General features: G+C 63.5%; 21 protein-coding genes. 5 read left to right on the forward strand and 16 right to left on the reverse strand.

Going from position 1 to position 22,413, the window contains the following annotated elements:
* The 6 genes from GPA21_RS11820 to GPA21_RS11845 all read right to left on the reverse strand — a co-directional run.
* A partial coding sequence (locus GPA21_RS11820) for a FimL-related protein (RefSeq protein WP_211163558.1) occupies window positions 1-2,627 on the reverse strand: 2,627 nt, incomplete at its 3' end.
* Between the two features lie 28 nt (window positions 2,628-2,655).
* Window positions 2,656-4,776 carry a methyl-accepting chemotaxis protein gene (locus GPA21_RS11825; protein ID WP_168988368.1) on the reverse strand — a complete coding sequence of 707 codons (2,121 nt, stop codon included), beginning with the start codon at window positions 4,774-4,776 and terminating at the stop codon, window positions 2,656-2,658.
* Window positions 4,777-4,824: 48 nt separating this feature from the next.
* Complete coding sequence (locus tag GPA21_RS11830; protein ID WP_168988369.1) at window positions 4,825-5,343, reverse strand: chemotaxis protein CheW; 519 nt, start codon at window positions 5,341-5,343, stop codon at window positions 4,825-4,827.
* A gap of 6 nt (window positions 5,344-5,349) precedes the next feature.
* Window positions 5,350-5,715, reverse strand: coding sequence for a response regulator transcription factor (locus tag GPA21_RS11835; protein WP_168988370.1), 366 nt, complete (start codon window positions 5,713-5,715; stop codon window positions 5,350-5,352).
* Between the two features lie 26 nt (window positions 5,716-5,741).
* Window positions 5,742-6,125: a response regulator gene (locus tag GPA21_RS11840; RefSeq protein WP_168988371.1), complete on the reverse strand. Its 384-nt coding sequence runs from the start codon at window positions 6,123-6,125 to the stop codon at window positions 5,742-5,744.
* A 112-nt stretch (window positions 6,126-6,237) separates the two neighbouring features.
* Window positions 6,238-6,390, reverse strand: coding sequence for a rubredoxin (locus tag GPA21_RS11845; protein ID WP_343037318.1), 153 nt, complete (start codon window positions 6,388-6,390; stop codon window positions 6,238-6,240).
* Between the two features lie 132 nt (window positions 6,391-6,522).
* Here GPA21_RS11845 and thiD point away from each other — a divergent pair, with 132 nt between their 5' ends.
* The 3 genes from thiD (at window position 6,523) to hemL (ending at window position 9,357) form a co-directional block, all read left to right on the forward strand.
* Window positions 6,523-7,371: a bifunctional hydroxymethylpyrimidine kinase/phosphomethylpyrimidine kinase gene (gene thiD, locus GPA21_RS11850; protein WP_168988373.1), complete on the forward strand. Its 849-nt coding sequence runs from the start codon at window positions 6,523-6,525 to the stop codon at window positions 7,369-7,371.
* Complete coding sequence (thiE, locus tag GPA21_RS11855; protein WP_168988374.1) at window positions 7,352-8,002, forward strand: thiamine phosphate synthase; 651 nt, start codon at window positions 7,352-7,354, stop codon at window positions 8,000-8,002. Before thiD ends, thiE begins: the two co-directional genes overlap by 20 nt.
* A 74-nt stretch (window positions 8,003-8,076) precedes the next feature.
* Window positions 8,077-9,357: a glutamate-1-semialdehyde 2,1-aminomutase gene (hemL, locus tag GPA21_RS11860; protein WP_168988375.1), complete on the forward strand. Its 1,281-nt coding sequence runs from the start codon at window positions 8,077-8,079 to the stop codon at window positions 9,355-9,357.
* 47 nt (window positions 9,358-9,404) lie between these two features.
* Here hemL and mgtE read toward each other — a convergent pair whose 3' ends face one another.
* The 5 genes from mgtE to GPA21_RS11885 form a co-directional block, all read right to left on the reverse strand.
* Window positions 9,405-10,847, reverse strand: coding sequence for a magnesium transporter (mgtE, locus tag GPA21_RS11865; protein WP_168988376.1), 1,443 nt, complete (start codon window positions 10,845-10,847; stop codon window positions 9,405-9,407).
* A 220-nt stretch (window positions 10,848-11,067) separates the two neighbouring features.
* Entirely contained in the window at window positions 11,068-11,766 is a 699-nt protein-coding gene (gene mtgA, locus GPA21_RS11870) for a monofunctional biosynthetic peptidoglycan transglycosylase (protein ID WP_168988377.1), read from the reverse strand.
* A complete protein-coding gene (gene aroE / locus GPA21_RS11875; protein WP_168988378.1) occupies window positions 11,763-12,596 on the reverse strand; it encodes a shikimate dehydrogenase in 834 nt (277 codons plus the stop codon). The genes mtgA and aroE overlap by 4 nt, the downstream gene beginning before the upstream one ends.
* A complete protein-coding gene (locus GPA21_RS11880) occupies window positions 12,596-13,474 on the reverse strand; it encodes an energy transducer TonB (RefSeq protein ID WP_246261926.1) in 879 nt (292 codons plus the stop codon). Before GPA21_RS11880 ends, aroE begins: the two co-directional genes overlap by 1 nt.
* Window positions 13,475-13,541: 67 nt before the next feature.
* Window positions 13,542-15,446: a ribonuclease catalytic domain-containing protein gene (locus GPA21_RS11885; protein ID WP_168988380.1), complete on the reverse strand. Its 1,905-nt coding sequence runs from the start codon at window positions 15,444-15,446 to the stop codon at window positions 13,542-13,544.
* A 417-nt stretch (window positions 15,447-15,863) separates the two neighbouring features.
* On the opposite strand from GPA21_RS11885, the gene GPA21_RS11890 reads away from it, so the two are divergent.
* The gene (locus GPA21_RS11890; RefSeq protein WP_168988381.1) at window positions 15,864-16,658 is read left to right on the forward strand and encodes a ZapG family protein; all 795 of its coding nucleotides are present in this window, start codon (window positions 15,864-15,866) and stop codon (window positions 16,656-16,658) included.
* Between the two features lie 10 nt (window positions 16,659-16,668).
* Here GPA21_RS11890 and GPA21_RS11895 read toward each other — a convergent pair whose 3' ends face one another.
* From GPA21_RS11895 to GPA21_RS11905, 4 genes are read right to left on the reverse strand one after another with little or no spacing between them, the layout of a single operon-like run.
* Window positions 16,669-17,520, reverse strand: a complete 852-nt coding sequence (locus tag GPA21_RS11895) for a class I SAM-dependent methyltransferase (RefSeq protein ID WP_168988382.1) — start codon at window positions 17,518-17,520, stop codon at window positions 16,669-16,671.
* Window positions 17,517-18,107: a YqiA/YcfP family alpha/beta fold hydrolase gene (locus GPA21_RS11900; RefSeq protein ID WP_168988383.1), complete on the reverse strand. Its 591-nt coding sequence runs from the start codon at window positions 18,105-18,107 to the stop codon at window positions 17,517-17,519. The genes GPA21_RS11895 and GPA21_RS11900 overlap by 4 nt, the downstream gene beginning before the upstream one ends.
* Entirely contained in the window at window positions 18,104-18,424 is a 321-nt protein-coding gene (locus GPA21_RS20940; RefSeq protein ID WP_246261923.1) for a YkgJ family cysteine cluster protein, read from the reverse strand. The genes GPA21_RS11900 and GPA21_RS20940 overlap by 4 nt, the downstream gene beginning before the upstream one ends.
* Window positions 18,424-18,948 carry a DUF2478 domain-containing protein gene (locus tag GPA21_RS11905; RefSeq protein WP_168988384.1) on the reverse strand — a complete coding sequence of 175 codons (525 nt, stop codon included), beginning with the start codon at window positions 18,946-18,948 and terminating at the stop codon, window positions 18,424-18,426. The genes GPA21_RS20940 and GPA21_RS11905 overlap by 1 nt, the downstream gene beginning before the upstream one ends.
* Window positions 18,949-19,182: 234 nt before the next feature.
* Between GPA21_RS11905 and GPA21_RS11910 the strand changes: the two genes are divergently transcribed.
* Complete coding sequence (locus GPA21_RS11910) at window positions 19,183-20,970, forward strand: SLC13 family permease (protein ID WP_246261924.1); 1,788 nt, start codon at window positions 19,183-19,185, stop codon at window positions 20,968-20,970.
* A gap of 34 nt (window positions 20,971-21,004) precedes the next feature.
* Here the strand turns inward: GPA21_RS11910 and thiC are convergent.
* Window positions 21,005-22,413 (reverse strand): phosphomethylpyrimidine synthase ThiC (gene thiC / locus GPA21_RS11915; RefSeq protein WP_168988386.1); only part of this gene is annotated, 1,409 nt, incomplete at its 5' end.

Genomic DNA, 22,413 nt, shown 5'->3' on the forward strand with positions numbered 1-22,413 from the left:
CCTGTCGCCCAGATGCCGTCCTCGAGAAGAATCTCAGCGCCGAGCTCGCTTTCATCGAGCAACAGCAGTCCGTCTGCGGTTTCGGGTTCCGGTTCCTCCTCCGCCGATGCTTCTGAGTCAAGCGTCGGCAAAGGCATGTCTTCGGTGCCCGGGCCTGCCTGCTCGACGGCTGCAGCCTGTTCGAAAGACGGCAGCGACTCATCCGAGGCGCCGAAGTCTGCACCAGGTTGCGACTCTTCGGCCGTGAGCGCTTCTTCCGGTGGCTGACGAGACTCCGTCGCCTCAGCGAGCGTGGGCTCGGATATCAACTCGGCCGATGCGGCTGCGGTCGCGGTTTCGGGGGCTTCCATCAATCGCAGGCGTTCGGCATCGGCCATGAGCGGCTGGACATCGAGGCTGAGTCCGCCTTTCGCTGCGATCTGTTCGACCCACACGCTGAAGCGTCGATGCGCCTCCTCGATCAGTTCCACCAGTGTGTCGTTTGGCGGCCATTCAAGCTGAAGCCAGCGGTTCAGGGTTTGCTCAATGGCCCATGCGGCGTCTCCGAGTTCGGTGAGGCCGACCATGCGCCCACTACCCTTCAGGGTGTGGAAGCCACGTCGAACGACGGTGAGCGCTTCCGGGTCTGCCACTGAAGGGCGTATTGCGTCGATGTGGCTGGTAATCGTGTCGAGTACTTCGCGGGCTTCTTCGAGGAAGATCTCGAGTAGCTCTTCGTCGATCTCGTCGGCTTCTTCAGGCGTTGCTGCGGACGGGGCCGGCAATGCAGGCGGAAGAGGCGGTGCCTCGAACGGAGCGTGTGTCGGCCCCGCTTCTTCCACACGCTGTGCCGCTTCGAGCACTGGAGCGGTATCGGACGCCGCCTCGGATTCGAGCGGCGCCTCGAACTCGAATACCGCTTCGGACTCGAGCTCCTCCGCCAGCGCAGTCGGCTCGGGCTCAGGGCCGGCCTCTTCGCCGGCTTCAGGCTCCAGAAAGCTTCGCAGGTCCGCCGGGCCATGCTTCAAGGCCTGAACGTAAAAGCCGAGAGCGGACAACTCATGTGCCAGTGTCTCATGCGCCGACGGTTCGAGTTCCTGGCCCTCGGCCAGGCGCGCGACCGTGTCAGCAGACCGCTCGATCAGCGCGACGGCCAGATCGTCGCCGACAAGGGTCAGCGCTCCCTGTATCTGGTGCAATGGGTTGGCGAGCGTCGCAAGCGGAGCGCGCTTGTTGGGATTGCGGAAGTAATCGTCGAGCGCCTGTTCGACTTGCGCCAGGCTGCTGATGATCTCGCGCGCGACCTGAGCCCGCGCTTGCCTCTCGTTGAGCTTGCGTGCTGCGTCGATCGTTGCGGAGTCGTCGGCCGCTGCCAGCTGTTCGCCGCGAGAGAGCGCCTCGAGACGGGCAACCGTATCGGCAACCTGATTCTCGAAATCGCTTTCGGAGACACCGCGATCGAGCGCGATCTCGACCAGCAGCAAGGCCGATGCGGCCTCGAGCCCGGCCGCGTCACCAAAGCGCAGAGGATCCTTGCGAAGCCACGCCACGAATTGGGAAAGACCTTCCGTGAGTTGCTCGAACGCGGGGCGTCCGAGTTGCCGACCCAGTTCGCCAAGCTTTCCGACGTGAGATTCGAAACGGGGAAGGGCAGCGGCCTGGCCGTCGCTGAACTCATCCCAAGCCCGTTTGGCAGCAAGTACCTCTTGATGCAGGGATTTCAGCAATGGCGCGAGGGGTACCTCGGTAACCGTGCTCCCGGCTGCAGGAATCAGCTTGTCGAGTTGCCAGGCATTGCGGATGCCCTGTTGCAGAGTGCCTTCGAGCCCAGACTGAGCGAGCCAGTAGAGGGTTTCGCGAAGAAGCCCTTCCGGTGGTGTGCGCAAGCCGCGTTGCTGCTGCCGAAGCTCCTTGTCATAGCGCGTGCACAGATTGCGGATGAGTGTGTTGGTCGGCAAGGCACCCTGTGCCAACGCATCGAAGAAACCCTGGGCTGCCCACCACAGGGCGGTACTTGTGTGGCTCGCCTGCAAGGCCTGCGCCTGGGATGCGGCATTCCGCATAAGGATCGCGCCCTCTGGCTTCCCCGGTGCTTTGAGCCAGCTCAGCAGGCCGCGCTGGAAATCCGCACGGGCGCGTCTGAGACCTGCGTCCCAGGCCTGGCCCTTGAGTTCGGGGCCCTTCTGGCGGACTGGCGCCCTGACGGCGAGATCAGGATAGAAGAGATCTGCCGGATTTGGGACCTTATTGCCCCTAGCGCCTTCGATGACGCCGTAAAGTTCGGCTAACCGCAAGGCTTGGTCGGGCGCGCCGCGCACGATGTCTTCGAGGTAGTTGCCGATTGATGCGAGACCACGCTGACAGACCGAGATGGCCTCGTCAGCGCCGCCGACTTGTTCCTCTCGCGCGAGTGACCCGAGCAAGCGCTCCAGCGCAATGGCGAACTGTGTCAGGCCGTCCAGCCCGACGATCGATAGCGCGCCACACGCTTGGTGCAGATGAGTTTGCGCAAACTGGATGTGGGTGGTGCGCTCACCGGAGGAAGATGCGGCCAGGCCGAGGGCTTCCTCCGCTTTTGAAAGCGCCTGATCGATCTCGCTCTTGACCCAGGTAAGTGGGCCCAGATCCAGTTCGGTGGTGTGCGTCATGGCAACGTTCTCCCGCCTCCGCGCGGACTCAGACCTTGAAGCCGGACACCGAACCCTTGAGCTCGACGGCGAGATCGGCCAGTTCGCCAATCGACACTGCGGTCTGCTCGGTGCCTCGGGTCGTTTGCTCGGTAATGGCGAGAATGTCCTTCATCGTGTTCGCAACCCGACCTGCCGTTGCAGCCTGTTGCTGGATCTCGGTCGAAATCTGCTCAATGAGGCGGGCGGTTTCGGTTGAAACTTCATCGATTTCGGCAAGCGCCTGACCTGCTGCGTCGGACAGTTGCGCACCGTCGACCACGTCTCGGGTGGCGCTTTCCATAGCGCCGACTGCGTCCTTGGTGTCGGTCTGAATGGTTTTCACGATCGCCGCAATCTGCTTGGTCGCCTCTGCGCTTCGTTCAGCCAGGCGCTGCACTTCTTCCGCAACGACCGTGAAGCCACGACCGGCTTCGCCGGCCGAAGCCGCCTGGATCGCCGCGTTGAGCGCGAGTACGTTGGTCTGCTCGGTAATGTCCGAAATCAGTTCGACGATCTCGCCGATCTCCTGGGACGATTCGCCGAGGCGCTTGATTCGCTTGGAGGTCTCCTGGATTTGCTCGCGGATACCCTGCATGCCCTTGATCGTGTTCTCCACCGCATTGGTGCCCTTGCGTGCCGCATCGCGCGACTTGCGGGCGACCTGGGCAGATTCGAGGGCGCGTTCGGAGGATGAAGTCATGGACTGCGCCATGCGCTGCACAGTGTCTCCCGCCTGCTCGATTTCGCGGGTCTGGCGCTCGGTGGCATCGAGCAGCTCGTTCGATGTTTTCTGTGCCGATTCGGTGGCGAGCGTGACGCGGCTGGCAGCATCGTTGATTCGACGCACCAGAACCGAGAGTTCCTCGACCGTATAGTTCACCGAGTCTGCGATCGCGCCGGTGATGTCTTCGGTAACCGTCGCGCGAACCGTAAGGTCGCCGTCCGCGAGGTCGCCCATTTCGTTCATCAGGCGCAGAATTGCCTGTTGCGAAAGGTTGCGATCATCCTCGGCCTGGAGGCGGCGGGCTTCGGTCTCGGCTCGGCGCTCCTGAATATCTTCGTTGTAGGTTCTTGCGATCAGCCAGAGCAGCAGCAACGCAAGCAATCCGCTTGCGATGGCGCCGACCGTTGCTGCGCCGATGCCCCGCACCGTCTGGTCATAGGCGTCGGACAGTTCGCGAGTGCGCTCGAGAAGCTGGGTCGAGTCGCCGAAGAGGCGCGCACCGGCCTGCTTGGCCTGAACCAGGAACTGCATGTTTGCGAGAATGTTGGTGACAGCCTCGAGCGACTCCTGGGCAGCGCCTTCAAGATCGGTCACACGTTGACGTACATCGAAATCGCGACTGGTCTGACGCAGCTCGGTCAGCAACTCGCGGAAGGTGTTGGCGTCCTTGCCGATCAGAAAAGCCACTTCCGGGTCGATGGCGGTTGCGACCAGCAGCGCATTGGCGTTTCGAGCGATGCGCTGGGTCAGCATCACGAGACTGTTCGCCGAGGCGATGTCCGCGGCGTCCGCGCCGGCTTGCAGTTTGAGTGCCGCGATCTCCTCGGTGAGATCGAGAAGTTCTGAGCTCTGCACGTTGATCGTCTCGACCGAACGGTTCAGGTTGGCGAGGTTGGTGTCCTGGCTGAGCAGCTGACGTGCGTCGCGGTCGGAGCGAGCCCAGATTTCACTGAGTGCATCGAGCTGGGGAGTGACTGTAGTCGGGCTGGGCGGCACTTCGCTGTTGCCCAGCATGCCGCCGTTGATCAGCGTATTGAGCAGTGTCGTGAAGCGGGCGTTGGCCCCACGCAATTCGCTGAACGCGTCCGCATCACCCTGGATCGCGAGCTGCCCGGCCTTCGCGATCTGCTGCGAGAGCATCTGCAGCTCACCAGCCGCAGAAATGTACAGCGTGGAATTTGCGGTCTGACGGCCCTGATAGACAAGCAGGCCAACGGTGATGATGACGAACAAGCCAAAAACGAGACCGAGCGTCTTCATGCGCTCGGCCGCGCTGCGCCGCGCTGGTGCCTTTTGGGGCTCATTGCTGCCCCCAGCCGTTGGCGTGCCTGTGTCGAGAATCGTGGTCTGCGATTCGGTATCGTTGTTCTGGTCCGCTGACTTGTCGGAAAGCTGGGATGCCATTGAGCTTGCTCCGCCGCTAGAAAAAGCTGGTTCGGTTGATTTGGGAGATCAGGTTGAACTGATCCCGGCCTCGAGAAAACGGGGGTGTCGTATCAGGGTGACGACATCGAGTCGTTGCCACTCGGTGCCCTGGATGTCCCGCACCTTGCCCGCGACCCAGGGGCGCGGGTCTTCCGCGCCTGCGATCTCCTCGAACTCCTCCGGGCTGCGCAGGCCGCTGGTGCGTGAGCATAGCAGCGCGCTATTGACGCCGTGACGCGGGTGAATCAACAGCAACCGGGCCCGGCCGCCGACCGGCAGGTTCGGGTGGTCATGGAAGTTGGCGAAATCGACGACGCCGTACAAGGTCCCGCGCACATTGGCTACGCCTCTGAACCAGGAGCGCGTCAAAGGTACGTGGCTGACCGGCGGCACTGGCAGGACCTCCCCGGTGTCGGTGAGATCCACGAGCCAGTGCTCTTCGCCGGCCTCGACACCCAGCAATGTACGTCGGTCGCCGGTGCGTGCCTCGGCAAGACGTTTGACCAGGTTCTCCTGAAACTCCCTAAGGCTGATCCGCCGTGCCATCCCGGGTCAGCCCATCTTCGCGATTTTGGCGAGGAGCTCAGCGTGATCGACCGGCTTGACCATGTAGTCGAGTGCACCCTGTCGCATGCCCCAGATCTTGTCGGTTTCCTGGGACTTGGTGGTGCAGATGATGATCGGGATCGAGCCGGTAACCGGGTCGCGCGAGATGGTGCGAGTGGCCTGATAACCGTTCATTCCAGGCATCACGACGTCCATCAGAATCAGGTCCGGCAGTTCGCTCTTGCTCTTGGCGATTGCTTCCTCACCGCTCTCTGCGGTCAGAACCTGGTAACCCTTGCTGGTCAGTGCCTCGGTCATTGCAAACCGTTCGGTGGGTGAGTCGTCCACCACGAGAATCTTCTTGATCGGCATTGTCTGTCTTCTATCTCCGCAAAAAATCAGCTGCGACCGGCGGTATGGTGTGCGACGGTCTTCAGTAGACTATCTTTGGTAAACGGCTTGGTCAGGTATTCGTCAGAGCCGGCCATGCGTCCGCGCGCGCGGTCGAACAAGCCGTCCTTCGATGACAGCATGATCACCGGGGTGGCAGCCAGCTTGGCATTCTTCTTGATGAGCGAACAGGTCTGGTAACCGTCGAGGCGCGGCATCATGATGTCGACGAAGATCACGTCGGGTTTGTGGTCTGCGATCTTTGCAAGGGCGTCGAAGCCGTCTTCGGCCAGAATGACTTCGCATCCGGCCTGACCCAGAAAGATCTCGGCACTGCGGCGAATGGTGTTGCTGTCATCGATCACCATCACCTTGAGTCCGCTCAGGTTCATGCAAAAAATCCTTTTCCCGCTGAAACGCACATGTCGTCACGGATGATGCGCGAGCCCATGGCTTACGCACCCCCTCCGAGGGTTGGCATGGACGCGGGTGAGTCGGTGCAAATCATATTTCCACCATTTCGAAGTCTTCCTTTCGTGCCTCGCACTCGGGGCAGGTCCAGTTCGGGGGAATGTCTTCCCACCTGGTGCCCGGTGCGATGCCCTCCTGCGGCAGTCCGGCGGCCTCGTCATAGATGAAGCCACATATCAGACACATATACGTTTTGTAATTGGCGTCGGACATGTCTTGGCGTCCAGGTATGGCTTTGGCTGTAGAATCGGCTCGCGGCATCTTACCGCATTTTCATTTCAATGCCAGAGTGAAACGCCTTTGGGAACCAACGGGATCATGACTTTTCGCACGAACAATGCATATTCCGCTGTCTTGGCCTTCGGTTGCCTCGAAACGACGTCCGGAGAGGGTCTGCAGTCGGATGTGCTCACGCTGGCGAGCATGGGCTGCCACCCGTTGTCGGTTGCCTGCGCAGTTGCGGTTCGCGACACGCGGGGGGTGGATGAAGTGTCGGTGCTTGATGCCGAAGTGATCGTGGCACAGGCGCAGGTGATACTGGAAGATGTGCCGGTGGCCGCCTTTCGTGTAGGCATGCTCGGCAGCGTCGAGAATGTTGCTGCAGTGGCTGCATTGCTTTCCGACTATCCGGAGACGCCGCTGGTGCTCGAGCCATCGCTGGCGCTGATCGATTTCCTCGATGAAGACGGCGAGGAGTATTGCCAGGCGCTGATGCAGCTCTTGCTGCCGATGGCATCGGTGCTGGTCGTTGGTCAGCGCGATCTCGAACGTCTTGTCGTGGAAGGCAGCAGCGATCAGGATGACGGAGAGGGTGGCATCGACCAGACCGCAGCGCTCGAGGCGGTATTCGCTGCCGGAGTTGGTCACGTACTGCTTTGTGGCGGGGATTCGCCGGGTGACGAGATCGAGAACGTCCTTTACGTGAATGGGACGCCACTGCGCAGCGACCGTTGGCGACGTCTGGCAGGGCACTACCTCGGCGCACGTGCCCTGCTGGCCACGGCGATTGCGGCATCGCTCGCACAGGGCATGGATGTTGCACGAGCGTGTCGTGAGGCGGAGGAGTTCGTCTTCCAGGCGCTTTCGAGCGCGTACCGGATCGGCATGGGGCTGGCTCTGCCAGACCGGTTGTTCTGGACCCGGGAGGATGCCGGGCGTGAGGACTGAATACCGCATGCGTGGCCTGTACGCGATCACCCCGGACGTCCAGAACAACGAAGCGCTGCTTGCGCTCGTTCGGGCCGTCCTCGCGGGTCAGCCGGCGCTGCTTCAGTATCGCAACAAGCTGGCATCGGATGAACTGCGCCGCGTCCAGGCTGCCGCGCTGCTCGCCGAGTGCCGTGCCGGGGGTATTCCGCTGATTGTGAACGACGATGTCGATCTGGCCGTCGCGATCGGAGCCGATGGGGTGCATGTCGGTGGTGACGACGGCGACGTGGCGGAGGTCCGGCGGCGTATTGGTGGGCAGATGCTGCTCGGGGTCAGTTGCTACGCGGATTTCGATCGCGCCGTCGCGGCGCGGGATGCCGGCGCCGATTACGTGGCCTTCGGTGCAGTGCGGCCGTCAGGCACCAAACCGCGGGCAGTGAGGGCGCCGCTGGCGCTCTTTTCCCGTGCTGGTGCGCTGGGTTTGCCACTGGTCGCGATTGGCGGAATCTCGCTGGACAATGCAGCGGAGGTGGTCGAGGCGGGTGCGGACATGCTGGCAGTCATCAGTGATGTCTTCGATTCGCCGGATCCCGCGCAGCGGGCGGCTGCCTATCAAGAACTGTTCGATCGCGTCGAGCACGACCGCTGACGCGGGTGGACCCGGGCTGCGTCGCGGGCGACAATGCGTCGCTCAAACGCCAAAACTTTCTTACAAGAGAACTTATGAACAGCAAGAACGAAGCCCTCTTCGAGCGCGCCGGAAAGACCATCCCCGGTGGAGTGAACTCCCCGGTGCGCGCCTTCAGATCGGTCGGCGGCACGCCTCGCTTCATCGAGCGGGCAGAGGGTGCGCGGGTCTGGGATGCAGACGGCAAGGTCTATGTCGACTACGTCGGCTCGTGGGGGCCGGCGATCGCAGGCCATGCCCACCCTGCAATCGTCGAAGCCGTGCGCGAGGCGGCGTTGCGCGGCCTCTCCTTCGGCGCGCCGACCGAAGCCGAGATCGAAATGGCAGAGCGGCTGTGTGCCCTGTTGCCGTCGATGGACATGGTTCGGCTGGTCAGTTCCGGCACCGAGGCGACGATGAGCGCGATCCGCCTCGCGCGCGGTTTCACAGGCCGTGACGCGATCGTCAAGTTCGAGGGCTGCTATCACGGCCATGCGGACAGCCTGCTGGTCAAGGCCGGCTCAGGGCTTCTGACTTTCGGCAACCCGTCTTCCGGCGGCGTGCCAGAGGACTTCGCGAAGCACACGATCGTGCTCGACTTCAACGACCTCGACCAGGTCGAAACGGTCTTTCGTGCCCGCGGCGCAGAGATCGCGGCGGTCATCGTCGAGCCGGTCGCCGGCAACATGAACCTGATCAAGCCGCGCCCGGGATTTCTCGAGGGCTTGCGCCGCATTTGCAGCGAATACGGCTCGGTGCTCATCTTCGACGAGGTGATGACCGGTTTCCGCGTCGGTCCGCAAGGCGTGCAGGGTCTATATGGCATCACCCCGGATCTCACCACCCTCGGCAAGGTGATCGGCGGTGGCATGCCGGTGGGCGCCTTCGGCGGGCGCCGCGACATCATGGAGTGCATTGCGCCGCTCGGTTCGGTGTACCAGGCCGGCACCCTGTCGGGCAGTCCAGTTGCGGTCGCGGCCGGACTGGCGTCCCTGCAGCTGCTATCGGCGCCGGGCTTTTACGAAACCTTGTCGGCGCGCGCCGAGCGTCTCGTGAAGGGTCTTGCCGCTGCGGCAAGTGATGCTGGCGTGGTCTTCAGTGCAGACTCGGTCGGCGGCATGTTCGGTATTTACTTCTCGGAGTCGGTGCCGGCATCTTACGGTGAAGTCATGGCCTGCGATCGTGACCGCTTCAATCGCTTCTTCCATGCCATGCTGTCGGCCGGCCACTATTTCGCCCCCTCAGCGTTCGAGGCGGGGTTCGTCTCGGTGGCGCACAGCGAAGCAGACATCGATGCGACCGTCGAAGCTTCGCGAGAGGCATTCGCATCCTTGTGATGACGGCGCGAGAGCCGGGCGGGGGCGTTGCCGCCGCCCCCGGCACTTCACAGCAGGAAGATCGTCGCCAGCCCGAGGAAGATGAAGAAGCCGCCCGAGTCGGTCAGACCGGTGATCATCACCGAGCTGCCGAGAGCCGGATCGCGGCCGAAACGGGTGCGGATCATCGGGATCAGCACGCCTGCGCTGGCGGCGAGCAGGAGGTTGAGTATCATCGCGGAAGTCATGACCACCCCGAGCGACCAGCTGCCATAGAGCCACCAGGCCATCACGCCGAGAAAGCCACCCCAGAACACCCCGTTGATCACGGCGACCCCCATCTCCTTGCGGATCAGGCGCTTCATCGCTGAGTGCTCGACCTGGCCCATTGCGATCGCGCGCACGATCATGGTGATTGTCTGGTTGCCGGAGTTGCCGCCGATGCCGGCGACGATCGGCATCAGCGCGGCGAGTGCGACCAGCTTCTCTATTGAGCCCTCGAAGGCGCCGATCACCCGCGACGCGATGATCGCGGTGACCATGTTTATCGCGAGCCAACCCCAGCGGTTCTTTACCGAGTGCCACACCGGAGCGAAGATGTCTTCCTCCTCGCGCAGACCGGCGTTTGACAGGATTTCGTGCTCGGTTTCCTCGCGGATGTAATCGACCACGTCGGTCACCGTCAGGCGTCCAATAACCCGCTTTTCCGAATCGACCACCGGCGCCGAGATCAGATCGTAGCGTTCGAAGGCCTGGGCTGCATCGTCCGCGTCGTCGCCCGGTTCGAAGCTGATGATGGTCTCGGTGCGCATCAGGGTGCTGACCAGGGTCTCAGGGTCGTTGGTGAGCAGCTGCTCCAGGGTCAGAATGCCGCGCAGGTGCTCTTCGCGATCCACCACGAAGAGCTTGTCCGTGTGCTCGGGAAGCTCATCGAACCGGCGCAGGTAGCGCAGGACCACCTCCAGCGTGACGTCCTCGCGAACCGTCACCATGTCGAAGTCCATCAACGCCCCGACGGTGTCCTCGGGGTAGGACATGGCCGCGCGCAGTTGCTCACGCTCCTCGGTATCCAGCGACTGGAAGACATCCTGGATGACCTCGGGCGGCAGGTCGGGCGCAAGGTCGGCGAGTTCGTCGGCGTCCAGACTTTCTGCAGCAGCCTTGAGCTCCTGCGGGTCCATCGTCTCGATGAGCGACTCGCGCACCGCATCCGAGACTTCCAGCAGGATCTCGCCGTCCCTTTCCGCCTTGACCAGGTTCCAGAGGAACAGGCGTTCGTCCAGCGGCAGGGCTTCGAGGATGAAGGCGATGTCGGCCGGATGCAGTTCGTCCAGCCTGTGCTGCAGCTCTGCCAGGTGCTGCCGATGGACGAGATCCTCGACGAGATCGTGACGTGGCATGTCCTGGCGCAGCACCAGATCCTCGACGAGTCTCTGGCGCGACAACAGCTCCTGCACATCTCGCAGGTGTTGCTGAACGTCGTCGGGGTGGCGCTCGGGTTCTTCGGACATGATCTCGGGTCGCGAAAAAGGCTCAAAGCGCAATTCTACGGCTTGCGCCTGCTATAGGCGATCCCGGAGGCTGTTAACCCGCACTTCCCTCACCATCACGGCCGCGACCACCGATGCGCTCGTTGAAGCATGCCGTACGCCTGCACTGTCGCGAAATCCCTGCGGTGCACCACAGCGGCACCTCGGCGCCCTCGCGACGCGTCCGTGTGAGAGATGCGGGTTAATCTGCCGGAATCCGGCTCGCGCGCATGCGTTGGCGGACTCGCTCCGCATGGCTGGTCATGCGTGGTCCGAACTCGCGCTCGTAGCGTCTGGGATTCGGAAGTTTGACCGCCAGCCGGCTTGCCTCGCCCGGACCGAGACGGTCGGCGGAGACGCGGAAATAGTGCTGTGCCGCGGCTTCGGCGCCGAATACGCCTTCGCCCCATTCGACCACGTTGAGATAGACCTCGAGAATGCGCCGCTTGTCCCAGGTCTGCTCGATCATGACCGTAATGATCGCTTCCTGGCCTTTGCGCAGATAGCTGCGCTTGGGTGACAGGAAGAGGTTTTTCGCGAGTTGTTGGCTGATGGTCGAGCCACCGGCGGTGCGCGTGCCGCGCGCCCGGTTACGTTCGATGGCGTGCTGGATCCCGTGCCAGTCGAAACCCTGATGCTGCATGAAGCGGTCGTCCTCGGCGGCGACCACCGCGCGCTTCAGGTGCACCGAGATGCGCTCGTAGGGGACCCATTCGTGACGGAGCTGGGCCTGCGGATCACGCTCGCGCAGTTCAGCCAGCTGCAGCCGCATGAAGCGCGTGCTGGTGGGGTTATTGTGTTCCCACCACAGCACATGGGCGAAGAACCAGGCCTGCACAAGCACGAAGGCCAGCAGCAGGACGGCGAGGATCCGCCCAAGAAACCGAAAAGCCCGTTTCATCCACCCGCGAGCTGGCGGCGCAACTCCGCCAGCACCGGTGTGGTGTCCGGTCTCACGCCACGCCACAACGCGAAGCTCTCGGCGGCCTGTTCGACCAGCATGCCAAGGCCGTCCGCGAGGCGCGCGGCGCCTGCGCGATCGGCCGCAACCAGGAATGCAGTTGGTGTCGCGCCGTACATCATGTCGTAGGCCAATGACCCTGACGCGTAAATGGCCGGCGGCAGCTCAGGCGCTTCGGCTGCCAGGCTCGCGGCCGTTGCGTTGATCACGATGTCGAAGTCCAGCCCGGCAAGGCCTTCGAAACCGCAGGCTTCGAGTGGCGCCTGGGGTGCAAGTCCCCGAAAATGCTCTGCGAGTGCCAATGCCTTTCCTGGCGTCCGGTTGGCGATCACGAGCTTCTTCGGCCTGGATGACAAGAGGGGGAGCAGCGCGCCTCGTGCGGCACCGCCGGCGCCGAGCAGCAGCACGCTCGCGCCAGCAAGACGGCAGTCGAGGTTGTGCTCCAGGTCGCGCACCAAGCCGGCGCCATCGGTATTGTCACCGAGCATGCCCTCGTCGCCGAAGGCGAGCGTGTTGACTGCGCCGGCCGCTTGCGCGCGCGGTGTCAGGCGCTCGGCGAGCGCGTGGGCCTCGAGCTTGAACGGTACCGTGACGTTCATGCCCAGGCCCCCTTGTGCGCGGAAGCTGGCGACCGTTTCGGCGAATCCATCGAGCGGCGCCAGCAAGGCTTCGTAACTCATCGTCTGGCCGGTCTGCTCCGCGAACAGACGATGGATCTGGGGCGACTTGCTGTGAGCGATCGGATTGCCCACGACTGCGTAACGATCCATCAGCGCGAGGTCCTGAGTTGATCCGTGTTGGTAAAGGTCCACGTCCGGGTGATGTCGATGACGTCGGTATCAACCTTGATGTTGGGCGGGAAGGGAGCGAACGGCGCGGCCAGTTCGACGATGCGGATCGCGGCTTCGTCGAGCAGCGGCTGTCCCGACGAACGCTGGACTTCGACACGCTCTACCGAGCCGTCCGAGCGGATCACGACCGAGAGCATCAGGTTGCCATAGAGCCTGCCTCGTGCAGCTTCCGGATAATTCAGGGTGCCGACGCGCTCTATCTTGAGCCGCCAGTCCTCGAGGTATTGTGCGAAGCGATGCTCGCGCGCGCGGGCGCCGATGTACTGCGTGCGCGGCCGCTTGGCGTACTCGCTGAGAGAGCGGTCGATCTGCGCCTCCATGCGCGCGACCGCGGCGATACTGTCCATCAGGTCGAGCCCGGACGCGGTCGGTTGCGGACGTTCCGGCTGCGGATCTGGCTGGCGTCTTTCCGGTGCGACACGCGCTGGTGGGCGCTCTACCGGCTCCGCTCGGGTGATGACTTCCTGCGGTGCCGGGGCGGGTTCCGGGCGAGCGGCGCTGGCGTCGATCAGCGCATCACCGTCCTGACGCACCTCCTGAGGCGGGACAGGCGTGGTGGGGCGGACATCCTGCTCGACCGTGCCTCCGCCTTCGAGATTGGCTTGCGCGATGGCATCGGCTTCGAGTGGCGGGCGCTCGTGGCGGGCGTTGACCAGGATGACGTCGAGTGATCGGTTTGGTCGTGTTTCCGGTTCGATCACTGGCAGGCTGAAGTGAACGCTGAGCAACAGCAGATGCAGCAGTGCTGAAAACGCTATGGCAATCTGCAGGCGACGGTCTCCGAGTAACGCACTCATTGCCGCCGAGTTTCCGGCAGGGCGCTGAAATCCGAAGGTCAGGGTGCTCTCGCTCATCGATGAAGTTTCAGTACGGGTTGCCGAGTGCGTCGTCCGCGGTCAGTTCCGGCTCCGATATCGTCGCAACATAACGCAACTCGGCGACGATATCGAGGAGGTCGCTGTCTTCGAACGCGAGCCTGACCCGGCTGTCGGGCAGTTGGGGCGGCAGGGATGCAACCTTGATGACCAGCGGAATCTCCTCCAGGCGGACTACATTGTCGCGTAACACGCGTGCTGTTACCTCAGGCTTGCCCTTCTGACGCAGCCAGCGCAGACACCAGTAGCGTTCCATCCCGCGCTGGAATTCCGCATAGGCCGCGTAAGTCAGCTCGAAGTCGCGCATCGCGGAGAACAGGTCGGGTGACTTCGGCGCGAACGCCGGCTCGGACTCGGACAGCACCGAGATGATCTGCCACTGGTTGACGAGGTCCACGTAGCGGCGCAGCGGTGAACTTGACCAGGCATAGCAATCGACGCCGAGCGCGTCATGAGGTTCCGCGCTCGTGCTCATGCGGACCTTGCCACCGTTCTGAACGCGGTACAGGCCCGGCACATTGGCCTGGTCGAGCATCTTGCCCCAGGTGGAGTTGGCGAGAATCATCAGCTCGGACACCAGCTTGTCCAGAGGCGAACCCCGTAGCCGGCGGCTGATGGTGACGTAGCCGGGGCCGTCCTCGGTCTGGGTGTGCCAATCGACGTAGAAGCTGTAGTCGATCTGGTTCTGGTTTGCGCCTGGCTTGCCGCGGCCCGCCTCGAGCACGGTGGCGAGATCCCAGAGCAGCATGAGCTCCTGCTTCCATTGGAAGTCGGGCATGCCGTGCTCGATCGTCTGTTCGTTGAATACCGGTTCGATGTCGTGGTGGCGAAGGTTGGCGACGATCGGCACCCGTTCGACACAGCTCTCATGACTGACGATCGCCAGAGCCGGGGTGACTTCAAGATAGAGCGACACTGCCGGACAGATGCGGCCTTCGGCCAGCGTGAATTGCTCGACCACCTCGTCGGGCAGCATGGTGATCTTGTTGCCGGGCATGTAGACCGTCGACAGACGCTGGCGTGCGACGTCGTCGAGCTTGGAGCCGCGACCAAAACCCAGCGCCGGCGCCGCGATGTGAATGCCGATCCGCCAGCCGCCTTCCTCGCGGGGGGTGATCGAAAAAGCATCGTCGATCTCGGTCGTGGTGGCGTCGTCGATAGAGAACGCACGCACGTTCGCAAGCGGCAGATCGTCCGCTGTCCCCGGTGCATCGAAGATCGGAAAATCGGTTCCCTCGGGGAAATACTCGAAGAGGAAGCGGTTGTAGTGAAACTCGTAGGTGGAGGGCAGCGCACCACAGTTCAGCAGCAGCCGCGCCGCGGACAATCCGGCATCGACGCAGGCGGCTTCGAGGGCCTTGCTTTCGAGGCGGTTGCGATCCGGCCGATACAGCAGCTGAGGCAGCATCGCTCCGATTTCGGGAGGGACTCTGCCGGCAAGCAATTCGCTGCGATAGCGCTCGATGGTTTCGGCCTGCTGGCGCTTTTTTTCCAGACCCGCCAGTGCGGCCCTGAGAATGTCTTCCGGTGCCTTGCGGAAACGGCCCCGGCCCTTGCGGTGGAAGTGGATCGGGGCAGAATGCAGCCGCAGCAGCACACCGGCGGCCTCGACCGCCGACGGTGTACGGCCGAAATATTCACTGGCAAGTGACTCGAATCCGAATTCCTCATCGCCGCAGACCTCCCACAGGAAGTCTACGTCCAGCTCTCCGGCGATTGCCTCGGCACGATCGACCAATTCATTCGGTGAAGGCTCCCTGAAGCGCAGCAGCACGTGGTTTGCCTTGATCTTCAGGCGCTTGCCGTGAGTGGTTTCAACCTGCAACGAAGCGTCATTGTCGGCGAGGATGCTCCCCGCCTTGAACGCGCCACTCTCTTCAAAGAATAGGTACATCTTGCCACCGTAGCGAATCAAGCCACACAGTTTAACAGGCAAGCAACAAACTTCCGTGTCACCCGCAGGGATCGAGTCAATGCCGCTTGCGGCAAGGAATTGTCCGGTTCGGCGAGCGGCCACGCCGTGGGTCGCGCGTGCCCGGCGATTCTGCGAGCAAGATGCAATCCGCGTATACTTTTAGACAAAAGCGAAGTCAGGACGAAGGCTGCATTCCCCTCTCCCGGGATATGTCCGTGAACCGGGATCGAGTGGGTTTCGCATGGCTTGCGCGACAGACTGGTAAACAACCGGATTCGGTGATCAAGACAAGAGTGCGCCTGGAGACACTGAAATGGCAGCGCTCGGAACAAGGCGCCTTGGACGCGGTCGAGCGTGTAGCGCAAACTTTGTAACTGTTCGGAGGGGGAGTGGCAAATGGAAACGATGTGGGTGGTTGCGATCGTGGCGGCCGTGGTCGCGGCAGGGGCGGGGTTCTTCATTGGCCGGTCGACCGGTGGCTCGAAGGAGCGCATCGCTGAACTGGAGACCGAAGTCAGCCGTCGTAACGAGGAGATTGCCGAATACAAGAAGGAAGTCGAGACGCATTTCGACAAAACAGCAACGCTCTTCGTCGACATGGCGGGTTCCTACAAGGCCTTGTTCGAGCACTTGTCGGCCGACTACGAGAAGCTCTCCGAGGGTTCGGCGCGCGAGCTGTTCAAGGAGCGGGTCAGTGCAATGCTGCTCGAGAACGGGGGATCGGCCGAGCGCAAGGCGATTGCGGGCAACACCGGGCAGGTCGGCGGCGAAGCGAAACCTGCCGAAGCGGCCGCGGCCAGCGACGTGAGGAAAGACGACACCAGGCCCGCTGAGTCCGAGAAGCCGCAGGATCAGACCGCAGACGCCAAAGCTGACGAGCAGGCGGCGTTGGCGAGCGAAGCTGAGAAGAAACAAGGTGCCGATGAAGCTTCGAACGCGACCACGCCCGAAGCAGCGTCCGGCGAGCCGGCAGCCGACAAGAAGCAGGGCGACGCACCGGCCGAAGCGGCTGAAAAGGCTGTCAAGCCGGAAGCAGAGAGGGAAGAGAAGTCGACTGAGGCTGACGCGGCGAAGCCCCAGGCTGAGGACAAGCCGGTGGGCGACGGCAGCGAGTCAACGCTGGAACGTGCGGCGAAGAAGCGCGCAGAGTCGGCCGCCACCGAAGGCGGCTCGGAAGGCAAAGGAAGCTGAGCGGAGGCGTTCAGGCCCGCGCGCAGGCGACCAGAGCCCGCGCGGGCACGCGGTAGCCGCGAGTTTGCTGCCGGTGAGGTGCGAGGTCTTTGGCTACCGCTTTGCGCAATGCGTCGCGGGTGGCTTCGGGCAATCGCGACAAGGCCTCGGCTGCACCGCCGGCCAGATCGAGAAAGGCCTGCCAGTAGGCCGCGGCATCCTCGAAATCGCATTCGAAATCGCAGGATTCGATTCGGATCGAGTCGAAACCCGCTTCCCGCAGTGTCCGCGTGAGGGTTTCCGGGTCGCCAAAGCGAAACACCGAGGGTCGCACCACCTTGGAGGGTGGGAGCATGCGCGCGATGCAGTCCTGCGCCCGGCTGATGAGCGGCACCTCCTCGCGTCCGGCCCACACAGAAAGCACCAGTTCCCCGCCCGGTTTGAGGGCGCGGCGGATCTCGGCCAAGGCCTTTTCAGGATGCGGAAAGATGAACAGCGCCAACCCGGCGAGCACCCGGTCGAAGGATGCCTGCGCGACGCACAGGTGTTCTGCATCGGCGGCGAGATAAGACATGTTGCGGCCCGTGTCCGAAGTGGTCGAGGCAATCCGCGAGCGTGCCTCCATCAGCATGCCTTCGGCAATATCACTTGCGATCACCCACCCTTCGGGTGCGACCCGTCGGGCGGCGTCATGCGCGAGCAAGGCCGGCCCGCTGGCAAGGTCGAGCACGCGCATGCCGGGTGCCAGCGAGGCGGCATCGAGCAGCGCGTCAGCGAGGCGTTGGCGCAGCGGGGCGCTGTCCGCATAGCGCGCCGCGATGCGGTTGAAACCAGCGCGCTCCAGGGCCTTGAAGCGTGTCGCGTCGAAACCCGGTGTGCTCATCTCCGCTCCTTGAGGCCGGCGAAGGCCAGTATCTCGCCAAGGTAGTCGTGCCAGCGAGAAAAGCCGTGGTCGCCACCCTCGAGAACGGTCTGGCGTGCGCCAACGTACTTGCGCACTGCGTCGCGATAATCCAGAACCTCGTCGCCAGTCTCCACCAGCAACCAGTAGCGTTCCGGGCGGGTGATGCGTTCCACCTCGAGCGCGCGCAGTTGCGCGATGTGCTCATGGGTGAAGTCGAAGGTCTCGCCAGTGTACAAGTTGGTCTGCGGGCCGACCCAGGCTTCGAGCGCCAGTGGTGCGACCACCGCCGGGTTCACCAGCACCGCCGGCAGGTCGTGACGCTCGGCAAGCCAGGTGGCGTAGTAGCCACCAAGCGAACTGCCAACCAATGTCGGCGTCGGCGCGTTGACCTTGCGTCGCGCGGATGCGATTGCCTCTTCGATGAGCGTGATCGCGTTGCGTGGCGAGACCGGAAGCTGCTCGCACCAGATGGCGTTCTCCAGTCCCAGCTCAGTCATGTGCTGGCGCAATGCGGTCGCTTTGACCGACGCCGGCGCGGAGCGGAAGCCATGAAGGTAGATGATCATGTCGGATGTCTGGTCGGGTGGGATGGTCGGCACGGCGCAGTGGCGATCTCGAGTTCGCCGATCCATTGCAGGGCGTGTTCGCGCGTTTCACCGCACATCTGCGGTGACGGCTGCAGGCCGCTGCAACAAGCGGGTCTCTCCGGTTTGCCAAAAATGGCACAGCGCCAGTCGGCGGTGAGCTGTGGGCAGGCGACGCCAGCGGGTTTGCCTTCGGGCATGCCGGGCAGTGCGCTGGAGATCGAAGGAGCGATACAGCACGCGCCACAACCCGGACGGCAGTCCGTCGAGGAGACAGTTGCCGTGAGCGCTGGCGGCATCACGTGCCGAGCGTCAGATCGCACCACGCGAGGATGCTTGCGTCATCAGGCGGGAGCACGGTGGCCACGCCGCCGGTAAAGGTCTCCCATTCGTCGACAAAGCGCTCGCCGACTGCGGTGAGCATGGGGACGCCCGAAACCACGGCCAGCCCCATTTCGTCTCGCAGACCGGCTCCGCCAGCCTCCTGAGCACCGAACTTGTTGAACATCATCACATCGACGCCGTCATCGAGCGCGCGCCGGATCGCGACTGCCGCGTGGGCGAGCGAGGCCGGGTCCAGCCGGCACGCCTCGGAGCCGCTGCCGAGCTCCTGTGATAACGCGAACTTCTCGCCGCTGTGCAAATCCTCGAGCTCCATCGCGCAAGGATCCTCGGCGATGGTCGCCATGTCGTGCTGAAGCACGCCGCCAACCCGCAATCCACGGTTGCGAAGCGCGATCGCCACGCGCAATAGCAGCGGTTCCACGTGGTCGGTGGGCTTGTACACCACAGCGGCGATCGGTGCGAGGGTGTCGGCGTTCATGACTGGGGCCGGTGTTGATCCAGACGTGATTCTCGCATCGCCGGCCCGGTTTCGCATCAGTCGGATGGGGTGGCGCAGTCAGGCGGCCGGTTTTGACGTCGAAATGCGACTGTTTATGCTTCTCAGGGAATAAACAAGTGAGTCTTCATTCTTTTGTTGGCGGGCGGCATTCCGCTACTGTGCTTGCCTTGCAATTCACTGGCCGTCGTCGGCATGCTTGCCTTACCGGAAAACTTGCACCCGCTCATCGTCGGCGTTGTCCTGTTGGGACTGTTCGCCGCGTTTGTGCGCGAGTGGCTCAAGCCGGATGTCGCAGTCATGGTGGCGGTGGCAGCCCTGCTCGGACTGGGCCTGCTCTCGCCCGGGCAGGTGCTCAGCGTCTTCGGCAACAGCGCGCCGATCACGGTCGCCTGCCTGTTCATCATCAGCGGTGCCCTGAGCCGCACCGGCTGTGTCGACCGCCTGGGTGAATGGCTGGGTGCGGTTGCCGGGCACAGCGAGCGGCGTCTGCTGCTCGCGCTGCTGGCGGTCGGAGTGCTTGTGTCGCCCTTCATCAACAACACTCCGGTGGTCATGGTGATGATCCCGGCGGTCATCGCGATCGCCTCGCGGCACGGCATCGCGCCGTCACGGTTGCTGATTCCCCTCTCTTACGCGACGATTCTCGGTGGTCTGATCACCATGGTCGGCACATCGACCAACATCCTGGTCGATGGCGTTGCACGCGACATGGGGCTCGCCCCCTTCCACATGTTCGAGATCAGCGCGCCGGCCATCGTGCTCGCGCTCGTGGGTTGCGGCTTCATGTACCTGTTGGCGCCGCGATTCCTCCCGGCACGCGAGACGCTGACCCAGCAATTCACCGGCAGCGGCGACCGCCTGTTCATGACCGAGCTCTTCGTCCCAGAGGGTTCGCGCCTCGCGGGCAAGACGCTGAAGGATGCCCGGCTGTCCAATGGCACCATCAAGGTGCTCAAGCTCTTCCGCGGCGACGACGAGATCTCGGCGCCGGCGCCGGAAACCACGCTGAGGGTCGGTGATCGGGTGATCGTGCACACGCAGAGCCACGCGATGATGGATTTGCGCAGTACCGATCTCGTCGGGCTGCAACAGGGCCAGCCGACCGACAGCCATGATCTCGAGACCCTGCGCAGGCGCGGCGTCGTGATGGTCGAGGCCATCGTCGGCCAGACCTCACGTTATGTAGAGCGCCCGATTCGCGATCTCGACCTCGCCGCGCGCTACGGCATCCACCTCATCGCGGTGCACCGGCGCGACGCGTCCATCCAGGAAATCGGCGACGACTTCCAGCTCCAGTTCGGAGATGTGCTGCTGGTCGAGGGCACGCCGGCGCAGATCAAGCGCTTCTGCGACAACGGCGACCTGTTCGCGATCACCGAAGGCCGCGCCCCGACCAACCGTTCGGCCAAGGCGCCGGTCGCGCTGGCCACCATCGGCGGCGTCATGCTGCTCGCGGCGTTCAATGTGATGCCCATCGAGGGGCTGGCAATGATTGGCGCCGCCGTCGTCGTCGCCACCGGCTGCATCCGTTCGGATGAAGCCTACAAGGCCATCGAGTGGCCGATCATCATCCTCATCTTCGGGATGATCGCGATCAGCATCGCGATGCGCGAATCCGGCCTTGCCGACCTACTGGCCAGCGGCCTGGTAGGCGCAGGCGGTGGACTGTCACCGTGGATGATGCTCGTGCTGGTGATCCTGCTCACCTCGGTCGCGACCGAGTTCATCAGCAACAACGCGGTCGCGGTGCTGTTCACCCCCATTGTCATCGGCGTCGCCCAGCAACTCGGCGTCGATCCTCGCCCGTTTGTCGTCGGCGTCATGTTCGCCGCCAGCGCCAGCTTCGCCACCCCGATCGGCTACCAGACCAACACCCTGGTCTACAACGCCGGCAACTACCGTTTCACCGACTTCGCCCGGCTGGGCATTCCGATGAATCTCGTCGTCGTGGCGGTGGCGAGTGTGCTGATTCCGATCTTCTGGCCGTTGAGTTTGGGCTGATGCCCGGTGCGGCGTGCCGCACCGGGTGCTTCGGTCAAACGTTGCGATAAACCTCCGCCCCACTCCTGACGAACTCGATCGCCTTCTCTTCCATCCCTTTCTTCAGTGCTTCAGCTTCGTCCACACCCTGTTTCGCCGCGTAGTCGCGTACGTCCTGGGTGATCTTCATGCTGCAGAAGTGCGGGCCGCACATTGAACAGAAGTGGGCGACCTTGGCGGAGTCCTTGGGCAGGGTCTCGTCGTGGAATTCGCGCGCCTTGTCCGGGTCCAGACCGAGGTTGAACTGGTCTTCCCAGCGGAACTCGAAGCGGGCCTTGCTCAATGCGTTGTCGCGGATCTGGGCGCCGGGGTGGCCCTTGGCGAGGTCGGCGGCGTGGGCGGCTAGCTTGTAGGTGATGATGCCTTCCTTGACGTCGTCCTTGTCGGGCAGGCCGAGGTGCTCCTTGGGGGTGACGTAACAGAGCATGGCGGTGCCGTACCAGCCGATCTGGGCGGCGCCGATGCCGCTGGTGATGTGGTCGTAGCCGGGGGCGATGTCGGTGGTCAGCGGGCCGAGGGTGTAGAAGGGGGCTTCCTTGCACCACTCGAGCTGCAGGTCCATGTTCTCCTTGATGAGCTGCATCGGCACATGGCCCGGGCCTTCGATCATGACCTGCACGTCGTGCTTCCAGGCGATGTCGGTGAGCTCGCCCAGGGTCTTGAGCTCGGCGAGCTGGGCTTCGTCGTTGGCGTCATAGATGGAGCCGGGGCGCAGGCCGTCGCCGAGCGAGAAGGCGACGTCGTAGGCCTTCATGATTTCGCAGATTTCCTCGAAGTGGGTGTAGAGGAAGCTCTCCCTATGATGCGCGAGGCACCACTTGGCCATGATCGAGCCACCGCGCGAGACGATGCCGGTGAGGCGGTTGGCGGTCATCGGCACATAGGCCAGTCGCACCCCGGCGTGGATGGTGAAGTAGTCCACGCCCTGTTCGGCCTGCTCGATGAGGGTGTCGCGGAAAATCTCCCAGGTGAGTTCCTCGGCCTTGCCGTCGACCTTCTCCAGCGCCTGATAGATCGGCACCGTGCCGATGGGCACCGGGCTGTTGCGGATGATCCACTCGCGGGTCTCGTGGATGTTCTTGCCGGTTGACAAGTCCATGACCGTGTCGCCGCCCCAGCGGATGGCCCAGGTCATCTTGTCGACTTCCTCCGAGATGGAGGAGCCGAGCGCCGAGTTGCCGATGTTGGCGTTGATCTTCACCAGGAAGTTGCGGCCGATGATCATCGGCTCAGTCTCGGGGTGATTGATGTTGGCCGGGATGATCGCGCGGCCGCGGGCGACCTCGTCGCGCACGAACTCCGGCGTGATCTCGGCCGGGATGCTGGCGCCGAAGCTCTGACCCGGGTGCTGGCGGGTCAGCATCGCGGCCATCTTCTGCCCGGTGGGGCCGGCCTGTTTCAGCG

This window comes from Azoarcus taiwanensis, from assembly GCF_012910885.1.
GTDB classification, from domain to species: domain Bacteria; phylum Pseudomonadota; class Gammaproteobacteria; order Burkholderiales; family Rhodocyclaceae; genus Azoarcus_F; species Azoarcus_F taiwanensis.